The organism is Corynebacterium sp. ES2715-CONJ3, assembly GCF_024814365.1.
In the GTDB taxonomy this organism is placed as follows: Bacteria; Actinomycetota; Actinomycetes; order Mycobacteriales; family Mycobacteriaceae; genus Corynebacterium.
In genome coordinates this window covers 276,723-290,909 of sequence record NZ_JANUXS010000003.1, presented here as the reverse complement: position 1 = coordinate 290,909, position 14,187 = coordinate 276,723, and the positions used below count along the sequence as shown (strand labels likewise).

Here is a 14,187-nt window from a genome sequence, read left to right as displayed (position 1 = left end):
TAAGATTTCCAACCAGGTTGTCCCTCTCGCAAGGAGCGTTATGAGTAAATCGTCCGTAGGTCTTACAGCGATCAGTTTTTTAGTTGCGAGCTTGGTAGCTCATCCAGCTCTCAGTCACGCAGAAGACTCATCTTTTACTGCTGCTGACAACCTCGTATCAGCCGAAGTTTTAGGTACGGAGACCCTCAGGGATGAGATCGCCGCACCCTCACAGACAGAACTCTCCATCGCAGAAGAAGATCCTGCAGAAGCCGTTCCTGTGGCTTTATCGCAATTGACGGTGATGCGTCCAGAAGATCGCCCCGCTGATGCCGAGTTCAACGATGATCGTTTCCGGCAACGGATTGATTATTTCAACCAGCGCCACGGTGATGATCGAATTGTGGAGATTCAGGCGACCTCACCGTCTATGAATAATCGTAGTATTCCGTTGGTGGTTATTAAGGCTAAAGACCCCAATCGACCGATTCTCTATTTGCTCAATGGTGCCGGTGGCGGTGAGCAACGTGTGACGTGGGTAAGTAATACTCAAGCGCTCGATTTTTACTGGAAAAAGAATATCAATGTGGTCATCCCGATGCGTGGTGCCTTTTCCTATTATGTGGATTGGCTGAAGGAACCCCAAGGCGATACCTATCTCAAGGGGCCGCAGCGCTGGGAGACCTTCCTTACTAAAGAATTACCTGGCCCTTTAGAGGCAGAACTGGAGGCTGACAGTCAGCGCCGGGGCATCGTAGGTATGAGTATGTCTGCGACCTCGTCGCTACTACTAGCCGAGCGCAATCCCGATTTCTATGATGTAGTCGGTTCATATTCTGGCTGCGCTGCTACATCGAAGCCGCTACCAGCCCTATGGGCTCAATTCACCGTGAACCGCGACGGGGAGAGCCCAGCGTCAATATGGGGCCCTTTGGGATCCGAGCGCAACAAGGCCCATGATGCTTTGATCCAAGCTCCTGGACTTCGCGATAAAACGATCTATATCTCCAATGGTTCGGGCCTAGTTTCCGCAAGCGAGGTATTTAGCTCTTTTGTTAATTCCAAGACAAGTACCCCGGAGCAAAGCACGGAAGCCTTGGGAGGGTCTGCCGAAGTGACGGTATCCGGTGGAGTGATCGAGGCTGCAACCAATTCATGCACTCATGATCTTAAAGCGAAACTAGATCACCTGGGGATCCCGGCGACCTATAATTTCCGCAATACAGGCGTCCACACCTGGTCCTACTGGGTCCGTGATATGGAGGATTCCTGGCCCACCTACGCTAAAGGGTTCGGCATCGACAACGAGGAGGTATTACCCCACGCATTCCGGATGCGCGCAACCGACGAAGACAGCAATACAGACAGCGACGAGAATCTGGCCCCGAGCGAGACTAGATCAACCCTGACTGAAGCTGACCTCAACCAACTTCCTTTCGAATAAAGAAACTGCCTGCTTACAGAGCAGGCAGTTTTTCTACGTGGACGCCATTCCAGCGGCTCGCGCTCGTTCGACTACCTTAGGCAGCGCCGCTAAAAGCGTATCGACGTCATCCTCGGTGGTGGTATAGCCCAAGGTAATGCGCAGGGTTCCCCTCGCTGTAGCGTCATCGAGGCCCTGGGCCAGCAGCACCCGCGAAGCACGGTTAACTCCGTTGGCACAGGCGGACCCGGTTGAAGCAGCGATATTCATCGCGTCGAGAAGCATGATGAGGCTATCCCCCTCACAGCCGGGAAAAGAGAAATTTATATGGCTCGATAAGGAGAGCTCCGGAGTATTGATCAGCACGTCATCAACGGTGTCGGAAACTGTGCGAAGCACTTTCTCCTTCAACCGTTCCAAGCGCCTATTTTCTGCGTCGATGTCCGCGACTGCCTCCTCCAGCGCGCGTGCAAGAGCCCACGCTCCAGCAACGTCCACGGTCCCTGACCGTAGCCCTCGCTCTTGACCCCCTCCATGGAAAAGTGGACGTGGAGCGGGGTTGCGTTTCACTAACAGCACTCCGACACCTCGGGGCCCACCGAATTTGTGTCCGGACACAGCCAGCGAACTAGCCCCCAGCGCCGCGAAATCGATGGGGATTTTGCCTGCCACCTGGACAGCATCAATATGGACCGGGGTACCAGTAGCGGCAGCTCCGGCAATGAGGCTCGATATTGGTTGTATCGCGCCAGTTTCATTATTGGCCCACATGAAACTAGCCACCGCCGCGGGTTGGTCGAGAGCGTCGTGGGCATCATGGATAAAGCCGCTACGGTCGGCAGGGAGTAGCTCGAGGTGTGCTCCTCTGCTTGCCTCGAGATGGCGTACGGTATCATAAACAGCAGCGTGCTCTATGTCGGAACTAATCACTCGAGGGTGGGTGGCACCCCGCGCCTCGTAGTAGCCCTGAATCGCGAGATTGTCTGCTTCGGTGCCGCTAGCTGTGAAAACAACCTCAATGGGTTCTGCACCTAAGAGACTGGCTACGAGTTCGCGGGCATCGTCGAGCACACTTCGAGCCTGTCGCCCTGCCCCATACTGGCCGGCTGGATTCAGGTAGGTGCTCGCCTCCAGCCATGCACTTTTGGTGACCGCGCGCATCGGTGTTGTGGCGGCATGGTCAAGGTATACCAAGGCTTCTCCCTCCTAATTGCAGCGCAGCCTATTTAGCGGCCTATTTAGCTACGACGAGCCTTGATCTTCTCAATCACTAGTGGCACGACCTCATGGAGGTCACCCACTATACCTAGATCCGCTATGTGGAAAAACGGTGCGTCCTCGTCGTTATTGATCACGATGACCGTCCGCGAGGTCTGCATTCCGGATGTATGCTGGATGGCTCCAGAGATACCGAGACCAATGTAGAGATCAGGGCTGACAGTCACGCCTGTCTGCCCCACCTGGTATTGCCCGGGATACCAATCGAGGTCAACCACATCGCGGGTTGCACCCACCGCCCCTTCGAATAGATCGGCCAAAGGTTCGGCGAGCTCGTGGAAATTCTCGGCCGAGTCAATTCCGCGGCCAGCACAAATGACTACCTTTGCTTGACTCAGATCCGGCCGTTCGCCAGCCTCGACTGGGCTAAAGGACGTAATAGTGCAATCCTTAGCGCCGTGAGAAGGAAGCGCGAAGCTGCTGACAGCCCCAGCCCCTGCACTAATCTCTTGGCGAGAATCAACGGCACCCTGGCGCAGCGTATAAATTGGGCTGGTACCTCCTACGACTGCATTGACTTCAATAGAGTCTCCAAAGATGCTCATGGTGGCGCTGCGATCGGAGTTGATGGCTACTACATCGCAAAGCACCCCCGAGGCGAGTCGAGCAGCGAGCCTGCCAGCGATTTCATTGCCCTCAATGCCGGCGCTGACTACGATGGGTCCAGGATTTCCAGCCGCAAGCATACTTAGGGCATCAACTTCAGGAATAATGGTTCGACGCGAATAATCGGCCACCTCAGCCCCGATAATGGTATCAGCGCCGTGTGCCTTTAAGTCCTCGACAAAGCGAAGATGACTCCCGGGCTCACCAACCACCACAGCCGTAACAGATCCTAGGACGCGAGCAGCATGCAAGAGCTCGATAGTCGAGGGCGCAAGAGTATCGCCAGCATAATCGACGAGAATATAGGCTTGAGACATAGCTTTGCTCCTTTAATTCCGTGTAAGTAGATTCCTAGCGGCAAGGAATTCCACTACCGCCTCGGCTTGGGTATCGGCATCGCCGTAGATTGTCTCTCCTCGACCACGCACCCCGCGTGAGACTGCATGAGTGATACGCGTAGCAGCATGGGCTAAACCAACCTGCTCGGCAGCCACCCCAATATCCTCCAGGCTATACACGGGGATTTCTGCTTTCTTAGCGGCCATGATGCCCTTAAAATTTGGGAACCTGGGCTTGTCTGCCTGATCAGTCACCGAAATTACCGCTGGTATTTGCGCTTCGACCTCCCAGATTCCGGAATGGGTTTGGCGCGTAGCAGTAACCGTAGCACCTGATAGCTTCACTTCGGTGCAACTTGTCAGCGCTGGGCAACTGCGGTATTCGGCTAGTATGCCGGGCAGCGCTCCCATGGCGCCATCTGAGGAAGCTTGTCCGGCGATAATGAGGGCAATATCATCAACGAGATTGAGAGCATTTGTAATTACCCATGCGGTGCCCATGATATCGGAGCCGGCGAGAGCCTCATCAGCTACCTGAATAGCTCGATCTGCGCCCATAGCTAAGGCCTTTCGCAGAGCTTCTTGGCCGTTATTTGGCGCCACGGAAAGCGCCACGACCTCGCTGTTGTCTAAGGAATCCCGCAACTGTAGCGCCTGCTCCACAGCATATTCATTAACTTCATCGAGCACATTGTCAACGCTTTCCCGATCAAGGGTGTAATCCTGCTTGAGAGATTTCGCCGACCAGGTATCAGGAACGTTTTTTACCAATACTACGATTGCTGGCATCTATCGCCCTTTCTATTGCCGTTTTCTATCGTTGGCTAACTACGCTAGCGCCAAATTTGAGAAAAATATCACGCCCCACCCACACTACTGCCCCAATAGGAATCGGTAAACTGCGAATACTTCTAGCTGTTTAATCAAGCTGTCGTAACAGCCATGTAATTCGGGTGACTTCCTCCCCATTGCCTCGGACCGCAGATAAAACCAATATGATCGTCACCGATTCGAGCAAGTACTAGGGTTAGGTGATTTTTTCCGCGTAATTTCAAACTCCGGCGTAGCTGGTCGGGGTCTTTCTCCACACCGCGGATGAGAATCTCCACACTACCCGCCTGGTAGTAATCCATTGCCTTGCGCAGTTTTTTTAGCGACACCGCTTCCAGAAATTCAAATCCGCTATGTCCTGGTGGAATGGCATCGCCACTGAGAAAAGCAATACGCTCGTCAAGCATCCACAGTTTTTCTCGGACGGCATAGTGGCGGACTAAGCCGGCCCGCACCACAGCGCCGTCAGGGTCGATTATAAAACGTCCGGGTTCTTTAACCTGACAGTCCTGTGGCAGATCGTCGTTGAGTCGGTCCACTTTACCTTTGACGATAACGAGCGCCTCGCGCTTTGATCCTCCGCTCAGGCCTTCGCTGTATAGGCACACCTCTTTTACCCCGCCGTCAACACTGCTAACGCTCACCAAGCCTGGCCAAAATCGATAGTCTAGGCCAGGAGCGCATTTAATTGCCAGCTCTCTTCCCGCATAGGACTTGATGAGATCCGGCAGTGGAGGCAGCAGATCTTCTGGCTTGAGGAGTCGACGCCCCCCTTGCCGTCTCGCTGGGTCCGCAATGATGATATCGCCTCGACGAACCGCGGGTTGGAGTGCATCTGCTTGGTGAATGAGGGCACGGTCACCGAGGTTATGCCTCGCCATCTTGAGGCGAATTCGGTCAAGATCAGAACCGCAATATGTTAATCCATAGTGGGACGCAGCTAGCCCCTCGGTTCCGATTGAACACGTTATATCATGGACTACTCCCCCATAGAGGGACAATCTGTGAGCACGCTGCAAAGCAACCTCTGCAGGAGTAGCCTGCTGCGCTGATTCGGTGCACATAAGCCACGACTCTGGGAGTTTCGTTTTGGCGGCTAAGCGCGCCGACAGCAACTCCATCACGGCCCGGGAATGCTCAGGAAATAGAGAGCGCATCACTGTGGCATTGCGAAGCGCATTTTTCTTATCCCACGTTAATGTCGGCGCTACCGCCGCAATCTCATCGTGCTGAGCTATGAGATAATCGACCTCGTCGGCACTGAAACTCATAGTTGAAATCTCTGGGGTGGAGTGTGGGAGTAGAATTTTTCAAAGCGCGGATCGTGATATGGATCCCCCACCACAGGAGTGATCTCGCGTCCTTTAATGTTGGTGAGAACTTCGTCCACAGAGGAAAAAGCGCTGAGAAATTTTAAGTGAGCCCATGTAGGTATCACCAATTGCAGCAGGCCCTCATGCCAACCTCTGAGCACCAGCTCGGGGCTAAACCACCCCGTAGAGGCGGCTTCGCGCGTACGACCATCAGGTTCTTGGCCACGAGGTTGAGCAACGATGAAAGAGAACATATCGAACCGGTGACGGGCGTTGATTGGACTCACCCACCTAGCATAGGGATAAAGCACTTCCGAGCGCAGTGTCAGTCGGTGAGTCTTGAGCACCTCAGAAAAAGATAATCTATGCGATTCTAGGGCCATACGCTGCGGATGGTACGGGTGCGCATCGGCAATTAATTCCCCCTGTTGATCTGATGCCAGAAGGGTTCCAGTTTCTTCGAACAGCTCGCGGCCGGCAGCCATAATGAGGGCGCAGGCTTTATTCGGCTCAATTCCTAAGGTGGAACTCCACGTATGTGCGCTCGGACCAGACCACAATGGGCTATCGGCATGCTGCTCAAGATCGCGTTCATCCACACCGCCACCGGGGAATACGGTGGCATTAGGAAAAGTGGGCATCGACGATACGCGTTCTTGAATATAGACTTCTAAGCCGCGGGCACTGTCACGGATCATCAGGACGGTCACGGCAAGCCGGGCATTACCCAATCCGGTAACAGCTGGCGACATTACGCTCCTTCTCTATTCTTGTCGACGCGCAAAATAACGCCCGTCAATTTCGTCAACAACCAGCGGCTGGTCGTAGAGCTTGCTGAGGTTTTCACTTGTCACTACATCAGCAATCGGCCCCTGAGTGACAATCTGTCCCTGGTCAAGAAGTAATGCGTGACTGAATCCTGCTGGAATTTCTTCCACATGGTGGGTGATCATGACCAAGACCGGGGCATCTTCATCGCGGGCGATAGCACCTAAGTATCCCATTAGATCCTCGCGCCCGCCAAGATCTAGACCTGCGGTTGGCTCATCGAGTAGGAGCAATTCTGGGTCAGTCATGAGCGCGCGCGCAATAAGCACGCGTTTGCGTTCACCTTCGCTTAAATAGCCAAACCGCCGATCTGCGAGGTGACCTGCACCCATGCGTTCCAGAAGAGCTTGAGCGCGGGCAATATCATGCTCATCGTATTCTTCGCGCCATCGCCCCACGATTGCATATCCTGCGGACACCACAAGATCGATTACGTTCTCATCATGTGGGATACGAGTCGCAAGGCTCGGCGAACTAAAGCCGATCATGCTGCGCAGATCACGCATATCCGTCCGACCTACCTGCTCGTCGAGAATCCGCACACTCCCTCGGGTAGGGAATTCCTCCGCTCCAGCGATACGGAGCAGTGTAGTTTTACCGGCTCCATTCGGGCCTAGAATAACCCATCGTTGACCAGGGCTGACCTTCCAGCTGAGATCTTTAATAATGGGCTTGGACTGCCTGATAAGGCTTATATCGCGCAGATCGAGGATATGAGTCATATATCCTATTCTTCCTTATCTTCGCCATTCAGGAGTGAAGTGACACCAACTTCTTAACGACACATCAAATAAATGTCACAGTGAATTGCTCTTCCTTATCTCCGTCACATGACTAGATTGGATAATAAGCGCACTGCGGTGCTGCCTTTTTCTTAGCTATGCCAATTGGCACCCTACTCATAATGGAGACAATCGTGACAGGACGACTTGCGATCGAAGATATTCGCCCCGTACTTTCCGCCCGGGAACATCCCTCGAAAGCAGTCGTGGGTGAGCTGGTTCCAGTTAGTGCCCTCGTCTGGCGTGAAGGGCATGATGCTATCGTCGGCACTCTCGTAGTTCAAGGCCCCGCGGATTCCCGGCTGGCAGCGAATCGCGTTCGATTTAGTATGCGCCCTGAGGCGAATAACCCTGACCTCGTCCACGCCTTTTTCATTCCTGATACTCCAGGTCAGTGGTCCTTCAAAGTTGAGGCCTGGAGCGATCCCATGAGTACCTGGCGCAACGCGATTACCAAAAAGATCGAGGCTGGACAAAAGGCCGAAGAGCTTCGCAATGACTTCGAAACCGGAGCACTTCTATTCGAGCGGGCTGCTCAAAAGGTACGCAAAAAGAGCCACAAAATGGCGTTACTCGCAGTAGCCAAAGAGCTACGTGATGAGACCGAATCCTTGAGGGTGCGCGTAGCTCCCAGCCTGTCTCATGAGGTTCTGGAGATCCTGCACGAATTCCCGATACGGGAACTTCTTACATCCTCTCCCTTACACAAGGTATTAGTTGAACGCCGCGAAGCTCTGGTGAATTCATGGTATGAACTATTCCCACGGTCCACCGGCGGAGTCGACTCCAATGGAAAACCGGTTCACGGAACCTTTGCCACCACGGCCCAGGCACTCGACCGCGTAGCTCGAATGGGCTTTGATACCGTTTATTTCCCGCCCATTCATCCCATTGGCGAAATCAATCGCAAAGGGAAAAATAATTCTCTTGTCGCAGAAGCTAATGATGTAGGCTCCCCATGGGCCATCGGCTCCGCCGCAGGCGGTCACGACGCCTTCCACCCAGAACTAGGTGATGCTAAAGATTTCAAGAAACTTATCTCCCACGCCGAGAAACTAGGCTTGGAAGTAGCGCTGGACCTCGCCTTGCAGGCGGCTCCGGATCACCCGTGGGCACACAGCCACCCAGATTTCTTTACGACCCTTCCCGATGGCACTATCGCCTTTGCGGAGAACCCACCAAAGAAATATCAGGATATCTATCCGCTGAATTTCGACAATAACCAAGGCGATATTTATGCTGAGATCCTACGTGTGGTGCAATACTGGATCAGTCTTGGGGTTAAGACCTTCAGAGTAGACAACCCTCATACTAAGCCTGCTAATTTCTGGCAATGGCTGATTACTGAAGTACGTGCCACCAATCCTGAGGTGATCTTCCTAGCTGAGGCTTTTACGCGACCGGCCAAACTCTACGGTTTAGCCAAGGTAGGATTCTCGCAGTCCTATACTTACTTCACGTGGAAGACGTCTAAGTCTGAGCTCATCGATTTCGCCCACGAAATTGCTACAATGGCCGACTGCTCACGCCCGAATCTCTTTGTCAACACTCCTGATATTCTGCACGCCTCTTTGCAGTACGGCGGGCGGGCCATCTTCGCCATCCGCGCTACGTTGGCGGCAACTCTCTCTCCACTATGGGGTGTCTATTCCGGCTATGAGCTCTATGAGTCTCAAGCAGCTAACGAGGGCAGTGAAGAATATCTCGATAGCGAGAAATATCAATTGCGACCCCGCGATTTTGAGGCTGCCGTCGAATCGGGTGATTCCCTCGAACCGTATATCACGACTCTCAATGAGATCAGGCGTGCTCACCCCGCTCTCCAACAACTGCGTCAGATCCATTTCCACCACACTGCCAATGATCAGATCATTGCCTATACCAAGATCGATCCTGTCACTGGGGACGCCATCTTGATTATCGTCAATCTCGATTCTTTCCATGCTCAGGAAACGATGGTGGAACTCGATATGGGGGCCATTGGCCTAGCCCCTGGTGAGCAATTTAACGTGCACGATATGATTACAGGTCAGAATTTCCCGTGGAGCGATCGAACTTACGTCCGACTTGAGCCTTTGCAAGACGTCGCCCATATTTTGAGCTTGCCCAAGGTATCTGGTGACGCCCTCGAGCGCATAAGAAAGCGCACTATAACGGATTATCGCCCCTAGGACTTGTCCCCCACCCTTGATTTCAGGGGGTGGGGTTTTCCTTTTCTGCTGGAAAAACTCCTGAGAGATTCCCGCAGATGTGGGCGCAGTCTTCCCTACCTTCGGGGGTAATTGGGGCAGCAATCTCAATGCGAACTGTGGCTTATCGTGCGCTATGCGGGGGTTTTATCCCACTGTGTTTAATCTCCCTATTTTTTGGGCCCTAAAACCGATCTTAGAAATAGGGCTTTAGGATGGAGGAAGCTAAACTAAAGCTATGTGTTGTGATTCCATCTTCATCCAAACTATGAGCTAAGTTACATAGCCTTCGAGGGTGCAGGGCGGAATCTCTGTGGGTTTTGAAAACCCAGCTACCTATGGAGTACGAGCGAAAGAAAGAAGCTAATTATGGCTGAGTTCACCACCTATAACCCCGCCGGTCTCGACGACCACGACCGCGGACTATTAACGCAGTGCCGTCATTATGATCCACACGGCATCTATGGGTGGCACGCTCTTGAGAACGGCGATGCCATCATACGTACCAGGCAACTGGGAGCTGAAAAGGTAGAAATACTCACTGCTGATGGCAAAACCCGCAAGCTCGACGCAATCGGAGATGACATCTACACCGCCACCATAAAAAAAGGTGCCACTCTCGAAGACTATCGCCTAAAGGTCACCTGGAATAAGGATCTGACCACCATCGAGGCTGATCCCTACCACTTCCTTCCCACCTTGGGCGAGCTGGACATGCATCTTATCAAGGAGGGCCGCCACGAACGCCTCTGGGATGTGATGGGTGCGCATATTCGCCAATATGAGACCACCATGGGCACAGTCTCAGGTGTCTCCTTCGCAGTATGGGCTCCTCACGCAGCGGGTGTGGCCGTTATCGGTGATTTCTGCGGGTGGAATCCCAACCAATTCCCGATGCGCTCGCTCGGTGACTCCGGAATCTGGGAACTGTTCATCCCGGGGCTGGAAGCTGGCTGTGTCTACAAATTCGCTATCCATACCCAGCAAGGTTGGCGCCTCGACAAAGCCGACCCCATGGCGCGCGCAGCTGAGGAGCCACCACGCACCGGCTCCATTGTGGTGGCGAATAACTATAAGTGGAAAGATGCGTCGTGGCTACGCAACCGCGAGCACGCTGACCATCTCAATAAGCCAATGAGTGTTTACGAGGTGCACCTAGGTTCGTGGCGCATGGGCCTGGGGTATCACGAGCTCAAGACTGAACTCGTCGCCTACGTGAAAGATATGGGCTATACGCACGTCGAATTCATGCCCGTAGCCGAGCATCCCTTTGGCGGTTCCTGGGGTTACCAAGTGTCCGGCTACTACGCCCCAACTGCCCGCTGGGGTAGTCCCGATGAGTTCCGAGAACTAGTCGACGCTTTCCACGCGGAGGGCATTGGTGTGATCATGGACTGGGTTCCTGCACACTTTCCTAAGGATGATTTCGCCCTCGGCCGCTTCGACGGCCAGGCTCTCTACGAGCATCCCGATTGGCGCCGTGGCGAACAGATGGACTGGGGTACCTATGTCTTCGACTTTGGCCGCAACGAGGTCCGTAACTTCTTGGTAGCAAATGCCCTTTATTGGATTGACCAATTCCATATCGATGGTTTGCGCGTTGACGCCGTGGCTTCCATGCTCTATCTCGATTACTCGCGCAAAGAGGGCGAATGGCTGCCCAATATCTACGGCGGTCGGGAAAACTTAGAAGCAGTGCAATTCCTCCAAGAGATGAATGCTACCGTTCACAAAACCTTCCCCGGTGCGCTCACCATTGCTGAGGAATCTACCTCATGGCCCGGGGTGACCTCCCCCACCGAATTTAACGGTCTCGGCTTCGATTTGAAATGGAATATGGGCTGGATGAACGACAGCTTGGAGTACTTCAAGCTCGATCCTATCCACCGATCATGGCATCACAACGAGATCACCTTCTCTCTCGTCTACGCCTTCTCTGAAAATTTCTGCCTCCCCTTCAGCCATGATGAAGTGGTTCACGGGAAGGGTTCACTGTGGACTAAGATGCCTGGGAACGCTTGGCAGAAGGCAGCTGGTCTTAGGACTCTCTACGCCTATATGTACGCTCACCCCGGCAAGAAATTACTCTTCCAAGGTCAAGAGTTCGGTCAAATCATGGAGTGGTCCGAGGCTCGTTCCCTAGACTGGGACAATATGTCTGGCTGGGAGGGCGAATATCACGACGCTCTGCAGAATTTAGTGCGTGATCTCAACGGTATCTATGAGAGCTCCCCCGCCCTGTACAGCCTAGACAATACTCCCGACGGCTTCTCGTGGACCAAGTCCGATGACGCAAGCAATAATATCCTCGCGTTTGTGCGTCACGGTCGAGACGGAGAGAAAATCCTTTGTGTCTTCAACCTCGGCGGCTCCCCTCAGACTAGTTATAAATTTGGTGTTCCTGCATCAGGAAACTGGCATTGTATTCTTAATACTGATGCTGGTGTTTACCAGGGCGGCGATAACTATGTGGAGACCGATGTCGAAGCGTGGGATACCGCGTGGGATGGTTATGAACACTCCCTGACCATCGCCATTCCAGCAATGAGCGCTCAGTTCTATCAATGGACTGGTAATAGGCGCCCATAAATTGCGACATAAATAGAGAAAAGCCCACTTCGGTGGGCTTTTCTTTTGAGTCTAATTAAAAGAGAGCTGAAGCCATCGCGCGACGTGCTGCGATAACACGCGCATCGGAGACATCGAAAAGAGAAAATAGCTCAAGGAGTCGATCGCGTACCTTCGGCGTATCTATTTTCAACACTCCGATGAGCGTATCGAAGGCTTGCTCCGGTGCCCCAGCCGCAATATATGCGTCAGCTGCAGCGAACTGAGCGTCGATATCTTTGGGATTCTGCTGTGCCCAGGTAATTGGATCGTTGTCTGATTTTGAGGCCTCATTTAACCTTTTGAGCACGTGAGCGCTGTCGCGAGCTCGCAACGCCTCTTGGTTCTTAGGCTCTGAGGCAAGAATTGACTCGTAAACTGCAATAGCGGCATCATAATCTCCGTCGTTTAAGGCGGCAGTAGCCGGCTCAAACCGAGGATCGCCATCGGGCTCTTCGTTCTCTAACCCCGGCAACTGGTCTCCAACAGCCTCCAGAATCGCCTTGAGCCATTGTGTTAAAGCTTCACGTGGCTGCCCGCCTTCAAAATTGGCCAGTGGTTGACCGGAGGCAAAAGCAACAACGGTGGGTAAGCCCTGAATACCAAACATGCGCGCAATATCAGGACTGGCGTCCGCGTCTACATAGGCGACCACATATTTACCGGGGTTAGCGGTCACTAACTGTTTAAAATCGCTTTTGAGTTGCTCCGATTCTGGGCTCCGAGGGGTTCCCACAATGACAATTACGGGTACCTGCGCCGAGCGTTCCACTAACTCATGCTGAATATTGTCCATTGTGAGATCCACAAAGGTGGGTACACCAGCGACGGCAGGTTTGGAAATGGCTGCTAGATCTACAGCACCAGAAAAGTTGGTCATAAAAAGTTCTTTCTACTGGGAGTTGGCAAGATGGCGCTCAACTGATTCAACTTTGGCACGCAATTGGTTGGTATATCCAGGGCGGATATCTGCCTTGATGACCAAACCTACCCTAGGTGACACCTCCAAGACCGCATCAGTCGCGCGCTTGACCACATCCATCACCTCATCCCACTCGCCTTCGATCAACGTAAACATGGCATTTGTTTCGTGAGGCAATCCGGATTCGCGAACTATTTTTACTGCGGCGGCTACCGCCTCGCTCATTTCTGCGGTGGGATTCGGAACCTCTGTGGGGGCAACGGAAAAAGCAATTATCATACGACCATTCTAGCGCTTGATCTATTTCACACAGCATGTTTTCCCAGAGATAAGGGGGTAATATCGATAACTATGACGACATTGAATATTCCCGAAAATCTCGTGATCTGCCTAGATCACGTAGGTATTGCTGTTCCAGATCTTGACGAAGCTCTGAAGTTCTACGCCTCTGCTTTCGGCTGGGTTAACCACCACCAGGAAGTTAACGAAGAACAGGGCGTCACCGAGGCCATGGTCGGCCCTAAGAATCTGGGTAAAACCGACGGTATGATCCAGCTTCTGGCGCCACTCAACGAAGAATCAACAATTGCAAAGTTCATCTCTAAGAAGGGCCCTGGCCTGCAGCAGATGTGCCTTCGCACCAGTGATATTGACGCCCTCAGTGCTCACCTGAAGGAGCAGGGCGTCCGCCTCCTCTATCCCGAGCCAAAGACTGGTACCGGCGGAGCCCGAATCAACTTTGTGCACCCGAAGGATGCTGGCGGAGTACTTCTCGAACTCACCCAGCCACAGCACTAAATTCTATCGCCTTTCCCAGCAGGCCCGATGCCAATGACGGCGATCTTCCGCTCGTCCGCCATAGTCTTTGGGCCAAGCCACTACGTGGGTAATACCCGGGGGGATATTCTGATTGCAGCCAGGGCAAATATAGTACTTTTTGGCAGTGCTGCTACCCATGAGTCGCATGAGAAATATCTCTCCCTGGGCCCACCGAGGTCCGACAACCTCACGAGTTCCAAAAAACGCGGCCCCATGACTGGGAAGCTGATGTGACGAGCTGATATTAGCTCGTCTATTTTTTCGTCCCATCG

General features: G+C 53.2%; 13 protein-coding genes. 4 read left to right on the top strand and 9 right to left on the bottom strand.

All coding sequences use genetic code 11. The features are described from left to right. Positions 1 to 40: 40 nt before the first annotated feature. Positions 41 to 1,423 (top strand): alpha/beta hydrolase family protein, encoded by a 1,383-nt coding sequence (locus NXT00_RS05370; protein WP_259077945.1) that lies wholly within the window; start codon positions 41 to 43, stop codon positions 1,421 to 1,423. 33 nt (positions 1,424 to 1,456) lie between these two features. On the opposite strand, the gene NXT00_RS05365 is transcribed toward NXT00_RS05370, so the two are convergent. The 6 genes from NXT00_RS05365 to NXT00_RS05340 all read right to left on the bottom strand — a co-directional run bounded on the left by NXT00_RS05365 (position 1,457) and on the right by NXT00_RS05340 (position 7,318). Further along, complete coding sequence (locus tag NXT00_RS05365; protein ID WP_259077947.1) at positions 1,457 to 2,596, bottom strand: cysteine desulfurase family protein; 1,140 nt, start codon at positions 2,594 to 2,596, stop codon at positions 1,457 to 1,459. A gap of 44 nt (positions 2,597 to 2,640) precedes the next feature. Continuing rightward, entirely contained in the window at positions 2,641 to 3,603 is a 963-nt protein-coding gene (locus NXT00_RS05360; RefSeq protein WP_259077949.1) for an electron transfer flavoprotein subunit alpha/FixB family protein, read from the bottom strand. Between the two features lie 12 nt (positions 3,604 to 3,615). After that, a complete protein-coding gene (locus tag NXT00_RS05355; RefSeq protein ID WP_259077950.1) occupies positions 3,616 to 4,413 on the bottom strand; it encodes an electron transfer flavoprotein subunit beta/FixA family protein in 798 nt (265 codons plus the stop codon). A 134-nt stretch (positions 4,414 to 4,547) separates the two neighbouring features. Further along, complete coding sequence (locus NXT00_RS05350) at positions 4,548 to 5,726, bottom strand: THUMP-like domain-containing protein (protein ID WP_259158347.1); 1,179 nt, start codon at positions 5,724 to 5,726, stop codon at positions 4,548 to 4,550. Further along, entirely contained in the window at positions 5,723 to 6,520 is a 798-nt protein-coding gene (locus NXT00_RS05345) for an NUDIX domain-containing protein (protein WP_259077953.1), read from the bottom strand. The genes NXT00_RS05350 and NXT00_RS05345 overlap by 4 nt, the downstream gene beginning before the upstream one ends. Before the next feature lie 12 nt (positions 6,521 to 6,532). After that, positions 6,533 to 7,318, bottom strand: coding sequence for an ABC transporter ATP-binding protein (locus NXT00_RS05340; protein WP_259077954.1), 786 nt, complete (start codon positions 7,316 to 7,318; stop codon positions 6,533 to 6,535). A 194-nt stretch (positions 7,319 to 7,512) separates the two neighbouring features. Between NXT00_RS05340 and NXT00_RS05335 the strand changes: the two genes are divergently transcribed. Then, on the top strand, positions 7,513 to 9,549 hold the full coding sequence (locus tag NXT00_RS05335) for a maltotransferase domain-containing protein (RefSeq protein ID WP_259077962.1): 2,037 nt from the start codon (positions 7,513 to 7,515) through the stop codon (positions 9,547 to 9,549). Between the two features lie 387 nt (positions 9,550 to 9,936). Next, positions 9,937 to 12,156, top strand: a complete 2,220-nt coding sequence (glgB, locus tag NXT00_RS05330) for a 1,4-alpha-glucan branching protein GlgB (RefSeq protein WP_259158346.1) — start codon at positions 9,937 to 9,939, stop codon at positions 12,154 to 12,156. A gap of 55 nt (positions 12,157 to 12,211) precedes the next feature. On the opposite strand, the gene NXT00_RS05325 is transcribed toward glgB, so the two are convergent. Both NXT00_RS05325 and NXT00_RS05320 read right to left on the bottom strand, forming a co-directional pair. Beyond that, complete coding sequence (locus tag NXT00_RS05325; protein ID WP_259077972.1) at positions 12,212 to 13,054, bottom strand: tetratricopeptide repeat protein; 843 nt, start codon at positions 13,052 to 13,054, stop codon at positions 12,212 to 12,214. 12 nt (positions 13,055 to 13,066) lie between these two features. Further along, positions 13,067 to 13,375: an MTH1187 family thiamine-binding protein gene (locus NXT00_RS05320; RefSeq protein ID WP_259077974.1), complete on the bottom strand. Its 309-nt coding sequence runs from the start codon at positions 13,373 to 13,375 to the stop codon at positions 13,067 to 13,069. Positions 13,376 to 13,447: 72 nt separating this feature from the next. Here NXT00_RS05320 and mce point away from each other — a divergent pair, with 72 nt between their 5' ends. Beyond that, positions 13,448 to 13,894, top strand: coding sequence for a methylmalonyl-CoA epimerase (gene mce / locus NXT00_RS05315; protein WP_396124731.1), 447 nt, complete (start codon positions 13,448 to 13,450; stop codon positions 13,892 to 13,894). A 3-nt stretch (positions 13,895 to 13,897) separates the two neighbouring features. Here the strand turns inward: mce and NXT00_RS05310 are convergent, their stop codons facing one another. Continuing rightward, entirely contained in the window at positions 13,898 to 14,185 is a 288-nt protein-coding gene (locus NXT00_RS05310; RefSeq protein WP_259077976.1) for a hypothetical protein, read from the bottom strand. Between the last annotated feature and the right edge of the window lie 2 nt (positions 14,186 to 14,187).